1 protein-coding gene is annotated in these 943 nt (G+C 46.7%); it reads right to left on the bottom strand.

Annotation, left to right across the window (positions count from 1 at the left end; all coding sequences use genetic code 11):
* Positions 1-207: 207 nt before the first annotated feature.
* Complete coding sequence (gene nadD, locus ABGY95_RS07320; protein WP_347441034.1) at positions 208-801, bottom strand: nicotinate (nicotinamide) nucleotide adenylyltransferase; 594 nt, start codon at positions 799-801, stop codon at positions 208-210.
* Positions 802-943 lie beyond the last annotated feature (142 nt).

The following is a 943-nucleotide window of genomic DNA, read 5'->3' as shown; positions in this document are numbered from 1 at the left end:
AGTAATGCGTGTCTTTTCAGGTAAATTACTGAAGGCGTTGATCGCGTCATGGTATCGCTTATTGGGTACGTTCTTGGCTGAACTAGCAATAGGACTAACTGCAGCATCTTGGGCTATCAGCTGTGATACTGTCAGAGCAGAGGCTGCAAATAAGGCGATTTTTTTCATAGGATATTTAATAGGTCTACTAGACGAGTGAATCGGGATTTAATCAAGAGGCGACTTGAGGTAGAGACAATTTTTTTTGATGTGACTGGCAACAGCGGGGTGTAGCCAAGGGCTGTTTTTGCCCTCGACAAGCTGCCCACGTATAGCAGTTGCGGAAGCTGGGTGCTGTAAAGTGTTAAGCAGTGTAGACTCGAAACTCTGCACAAATGAGGCTTCAGATTTACGGCTGTAGACGATAATTTTTAACAGGCTAGCGAAGTGATGAGCGCGTTCCCATCGCGCAATAGACCTCCATTGGTCGCTTCCCATCAACCAAAATAGCTGGGCATTAGGGAAGAGTGATTTGAAATGTTCAGCGGTGCGCCAGGAGTAAGAGGGTGGTGGCGAACAGAGATCGTAGTCGCTGACTTCAGCCCATGGAAATGGGGAGGTGGCTAGCTGACACATCTTGAAACGGTCTTCAGCTGTCGCTGATTTTGAATCTAATTTGTGTGGTGATTGCTGGCAGGGTAGAAAGATGACTTTATCAATACCTAGCTGGGACTGAGCTTGATGGGCAATAAATGTGTGCCCTAAGTGGATGGGGTCAAAAGTGCCACCAAATAGGCATATTTTCATTTGCGACTCGTTCATTCAGTATCTAGCTTTGCGCTATGCAATTTATTACTTGTTTCCTAGCTGCGCTCAAGCTTGGACTGACATCATTTGGCGGACCGGTGGCTCATCTGGGTTATTTCCGTGACGCATATGTTGTCAAGCATGGTGCCATGCTTGA

The sequence above is a fragment of the Rubritalea sp. genome (genome assembly GCF_039830215.1).
Taxonomy (GTDB): Bacteria; Verrucomicrobiota; Verrucomicrobiia; order Verrucomicrobiales; family Akkermansiaceae; genus Rubritalea.
The sequence above is the reverse complement of the archived record's forward strand: the minus strand, read 5'-3'. Positions and strand labels throughout refer to the sequence as shown.

What these genes read in the sequence shown, in the direction of transcription:
- nadD (WP_347441034.1), bottom strand. Translation starts at nt 801, where the DNA reads ATGAACGAGTCGCAAATGAAAATATGCCTATTTGGTGGCACTTTTGAC.